Consider the following 486-nt stretch of genomic DNA (forward strand, 5'->3'; position numbering starts at 1 on the left):
GGCAGCGGTTGCGGCGCTGGCGGCGCTGCCCGCAGCGCGTGCAGATCCTGCGCCAGCAGCGGGGTGCGCGGCTGGTACTGCCAGTGCGCGTCGCCGCAGTCGCGCAGCCAGGCCGCTTCGCGCTGTTCCCAGCCGGCCAGCACCGCGTGATGGCGACGCAGCACCTGCACGTAGTCGGCCAGCGACAGCGCCGGGTCCATCAGCGCGCGCATCGCCGGCAGGTCTTCCACCGCCTGGTGCTGCTGCGCAGTGGCCTCGCGCAGCAAGCGCGCAGCGGTCAGCGGCAGGGCGGTTCCGTCGGGAGGAGACATCATGCAGGCGACTGGTACAGCAGCCGGCCGGCCGCGACGAAAGAGAGGACACAGCGTAACAATCGCGACCGCGCGGTGCCAGGCGAGGCCGTGCGGGAGGCGATGGCGTTCATCCCGCAAACTGAGCCGTTCATGCCGGACGCGCCGCCGGAGCTGCGCCTCAGCCGCCGGCCGC

Annotated in this window: 1 pseudogene; it reads right to left on the reverse strand. The window is 73.3% G+C overall.

The window, feature by feature from the left end:
• A pseudogene (locus D588_RS0116835) lies at positions 1 to 314 on the reverse strand (biliverdin-producing heme oxygenase); the annotation flags it as partial.
• Positions 315 to 486: the final 172 nt, after the last annotated feature.

This window comes from Xanthomonas sp. SHU 308 (assembly GCF_000364645.1).
Classification (GTDB): domain Bacteria; phylum Pseudomonadota; class Gammaproteobacteria; order Xanthomonadales; family Xanthomonadaceae; genus Xanthomonas_A; species Xanthomonas_A sontii.